We start from the raw sequence: 4,220 nt of genomic DNA, 5'->3' as shown, positions 1-4,220 counted from the left end.
TCGGTGCATGCTGGTGTTGCAGTTCGTTATCTAGCTTTGCATTGAACGCGGCAGTAAGCACGAGCCCGAACAACGCGATAGCGAGCAATGCGGCGGCGCGCGATACCGCGTTGTTGATGCCGGATGCGGTGCCTGCCAAATCTTTGCCTACCGCATTCATGACCGTGGTGGTCAATGGGGCCACGGTGATGCTCATGCCAAGGCCAAGCACGCAAATGGCGGGGAAAAAAGCCGACCAATAACTGCTGCCGGTTGAAGGCAGGGCGAGCAGGGCGAATCCGGTCGCTGCAATAGCCGGACCGATCGCCAGTGGAAGTTTTGATCCAAATTGGTCTACCAGGCTTCCCGTCCAGCGCGACAACAGAAACATGATCGCGATAAACGGGAGCAGCGCAGCGCCTGCTGCGGTTGCGCCGTAACCTTGTACCTGGATCAAGTTCAAAGGCAGAAAGAACAAGCTGCCGCCCAATGCCGCGTAGAGCAGCAACGTCAACACATTCGCGCCCGCAAAATTGCGTTCGCGGAAAAGCGCCAAGGGCAGCATGGGCGATGTGATGCGTGCTTCGGTGCGAACGAACAGCAGCAGCGCAAGAATGCCAATGACCATCGCGATCCAGATCGGCGGCGCCGTCCATCCGCGAGTGGGTGCTTCGATGAAGGCGAACACCAGCCCGGCCAGACCGAGCGTGACCAGGCCGGCGCCAAGCCCATCAATAGGGCCGGCATTCATGCCGCCCTTGCTCTCGGGCACTTTCATCGCGCAAATCGCCAGCAGGATGACGCCGAACGGTGCGTTGACCAGGAAGGCGAAAGTCCACGAATAATGCTCGACGAGAAAGCCGCCGATAACCGGTCCAACCGCTGCGGTGATGCCGCTGAAGGCAGACCACGTACCGATGGCTGCGCCTCGTTCCGACTGCGGAAACGTGGCGCTGATCAATGCAAGGCTGCCCGGCACCAACAAGGCGGCGCCGATGCCCTGGATGGCGCGAGCCATGATCAAGGCTTCCACGCCCGAGGACAGCGCGCAGCCGATCGAGGCCAAGGTAAAAACAGCCGCGCCGATCATGAAGATGCGCTTGCGCCCGAAGCGATCGCCCAGCGTTCCGCCGACCAGCAGCAGTGAGGCGAGAAACAAGGCATACGACTCCATCACCCATTGGACATCCGATGTCGTTGCGCCCAGCTTTCGTTGAATGGCAGGCAGCGCCACGTTGACGACGGTGCCATCGATAAAGGCAAGGCTGGAACCGAGGATCGCGGCGACCAAGGTCCAGCGCCGCGATGGCGCCGAACACGGTGTCGCCGATGTGCCATGCAGGATGACGCCTTCTTCGCAAGGAGTTTTTCCGATATGGCTCATGCGGATCACCGGCCTGGAAACTCGCAGAGCTTACTCCGCGGATTGCCGATGGCATCGACCGGCAGGGGAGCCATGTGGCGCCGATGAGCACATGCGCATCCCGCGTCAAAGGAGCGTGAAAATAACGCGCCTGAATACATAAAAATCTTCAATTCATAAAAATATTCCATGCCAAATCATTGACTCAGCACTCTCAACCAAAGGAATGCTTGCGATAATATTCCGCGACACCGTTTGATCGAACGTAAGGTCGATCGACACAGGGCTGTGATCCAGGGGGAACGGATGTTTGGTTATTATCTCGAACTGGCTGTGCGAAGCCTGCGGCGAAGCCCCGGGCTTACCGCGCTGATGATCTTGACGATCGGCTTCGGCGTGGCGGCATCGATGACGATGTATTCGGTATTTCGCGGCTTGTCCGCCGATCCGATTCCATGGAAATCGGATCGCCTGTTCGTGCCGCAGATCGACACGTGGGGTCCGGGTAATCGCCGCGCCGGCGGCGAGCCAGAAGTGGCGTTCAGCTATCTCGACGCAGTAGCGCTGATGCGGGAACACCGTGCGACGCGGCAGTCGGCGCTCTATACGATTTCGGCATCGGTGATGCCAAGCAGCACAGGTCGCAATCGCAGTCCGGTCCCCGTCGACGGCTACGCGGTCTACAACGAATTCTTTCCGATGGTGGACGTCAGCTTTCGCTACGGCAGCGGTTGGGGCGCGGACGACGATGCACACCGCACGCCCGTGGCGGTGATCAGCGACAAACTCAACAAGCAGGTATTCGGCGGTGGCAACAACGTCGGCAAGATGATCGATATCGACAATCGCCAATATCGTATCGTTGGCATCACCGACGACTGGAACCCACAGCCGAACTACTACTACACCATCGATGTCGGCTATGGGCCGGACATGCCCGACCTGTTTCTGCCGTTTACCTATACGGTTGCCAACAATATCTCCCAGGCCGGCTGGGACGGTTGCCGAAAAGGTGAGGTGGATCCTGGCCAGGACTTTGCCCAGTTGCTGCGTTCTGACTGCGTGTGGATCGCCTACCTGGCCGAACTGGATGACGCCGCGGCCGTGCAGCAGTACCGCGCTTATATCGACGCCTATGCCAGCGAGCAGCAGCAAGCCGGACGTTTCCATTGGGCGCCCAACACGCGCCTGCGCGATGTGCCGGCGTTCCTCGATTACCGGCACGTGGTACCTAGCGACACGCGTGTTTCGTTGCTGGTGGCGCAAGGACTGCTGATCGTATGCCTGGTGAATACGGTGGGCCTGCTGCTGGCCAAGTTTCTACGGCGTAGCGGGGAAGTTGCCGTGCGACGCGCACTGGGTGCGTCGCGCAAAGCCATCCTGGCGCAGTACCTCACCGAGGCGGCCGTTATCGGCGTGGGCGGCGGCGTATTGGGATTGCTGTTTATGGCGATGGGCATGCTCAGTGTCGACGATGTCTTGCCCGCACGCCTGGCGGCCATGGTGAAGATCGAACCTGCATTGCTGATGCTCACACTATTGCTCGCGGTGGCGGCTACGCTGCTTGCGGGTACGTATCCGGCGTATCGGGCTGCGCGCGTGCCGCCCGCGTGGCAACTGAAGGAACAGTGAGGACGACGCCATGACACTTCATCCCATTATCGCCGCGTTGCGGCGGCACAAGGTCGCCGCGTTGCTGATCGTGCTGCAGATTGCGTTGACGCTGGCGATCGTTTCCAACGCCGTGTTCATCATCGGCCATCACGTGCAGCGCATGATGCGCCCGACCGGCATGCAGGAAGATGGCCTGATCCGCATCGTGCAGCGATGGCCGGCAGCGCCGACAGGTGATGACGATGCATCCATCGAAAAGCTCGACGCGCTGCAGCGCGCGGACCTGGAAACCTTGCGCAACCTGCCCGATGTGCAGGAAGTGGCGGCTTCCACCAGCAATCCCCTGTTGAGCGGATTCATAGACGGCTATGTCTCGCTCGATGCCGATCAGAAAAGCACGTCCGTGCGCGCGGCCTACTATTACGGCGACGAGAATTTGCGCTCGACGTTCGGGTTGAAGCTGATTGCCGGCCGCGACTTCTCCGCCAACGAAATCCGCCATGGACGCGCCGTTCCGGGATCACCAGTCGTCATCGTCAGCAAGGCCCTGGCCGACCGGTTGTTTCCGAACGGCAACGCGCTCGGCCAGACCGTGTATCAAGATGGCAAGCAGGCCACCATCGTGGGCATCGTCGCGCAACTACAAACGCCGAGATGGACGGACAGCGACTGGGCGTATAACTCCGTGATCGAACCGCTGCGGCAAGACGACGCCTGGACCGGCTACATGGTGCGCGCCCGCCCCGGCCGCACAGCCCAAGCGATGCAGGAGGTCCGCAAGGCGCTATTCGATCTCAATCCGATGCGCCTGATGCCTGAACCTTATGCCGGCATCCATACCTTTGCCGAGCTGCGCGCCAGGGCGTATCGCACCGATCGCGGCACAGCCCTGCTGATGGGCGCGATCTGCCTCATTCTGCTGAGCGTTACCGCGGCAGGCATCGTCGGTCTGACCAGTTTCTGGGTGGTGCAACGGCATCGGCAGATCGGTGTGCGGCGCGCACTGGGTGCCCGCCGCATCGACATCCTGCGCTACTTTCAGCTGGAAAACCTGCTGATTGCCGGCGGCGGCGCCATCATCGGCGTGCTGTTCGCCTTCGAACTCAATGACTGGCTGATGACGCATTACGAAACAGCGCGTCTTCCGACGCTCTACATCATCACCGGCGCCATGGTGATGCTGGTGCTCGGGCAGGCATCGGTGCTGGTGCCGGCACGGCGTGCGTCCAATGTGCCGCCGGTGGTGGCGACGCGGTCGGGTTGA

At 60.9% G+C, this 4,220-nt stretch carries 3 protein-coding genes; 2 read left to right on the top strand and 1 reads right to left on the bottom strand.

Annotated features, from left to right (window positions below; genetic code table 11):
• Nucleotides 1-1,363 (bottom strand): MFS transporter (locus VJR68_RS20860; RefSeq protein WP_324150753.1); only part of this gene is annotated, 1,363 nt, incomplete at its 3' end.
• 285 nt (nt 1,364-1,648) lie between these two features.
• Here VJR68_RS20860 and VJR68_RS20855 point away from each other — a divergent pair.
• Complete coding sequence (locus VJR68_RS20855; RefSeq protein WP_324150751.1) at nt 1,649-2,974, top strand: ABC transporter permease; 1,326 nt, start codon at nt 1,649-1,651, stop codon at nt 2,972-2,974.
• A gap of 10 nt (nt 2,975-2,984) precedes the next feature.
• A complete protein-coding gene (locus tag VJR68_RS20850) occupies nt 2,985-4,220 on the top strand; it encodes an ABC transporter permease (RefSeq protein WP_324150750.1) in 1,236 nt (411 codons plus the stop codon).

The sequence above is a fragment of the Dyella sp. genome, from assembly GCF_035277725.1.
Lineage (GTDB): Bacteria > Pseudomonadota > Gammaproteobacteria > Xanthomonadales > Rhodanobacteraceae > Dyella_B.
This window is presented reverse-complemented; position numbering and strand designations above follow the sequence as displayed.

Bases quoted from the DNA above. Each gene is read 5' to 3' on its own strand.
- VJR68_RS20855 (WP_324150751.1), top strand. From the start codon at position 1,649: ATGTTTGGTTATTATCTCGAACTGGCTGTGCGAAGCCTGCGGCGAAGC.
- VJR68_RS20850 (WP_324150750.1), top strand. From the start codon at position 2,985: ATGACACTTCATCCCATTATCGCCGCGTTGCGGCGGCACAAGGTCGCC.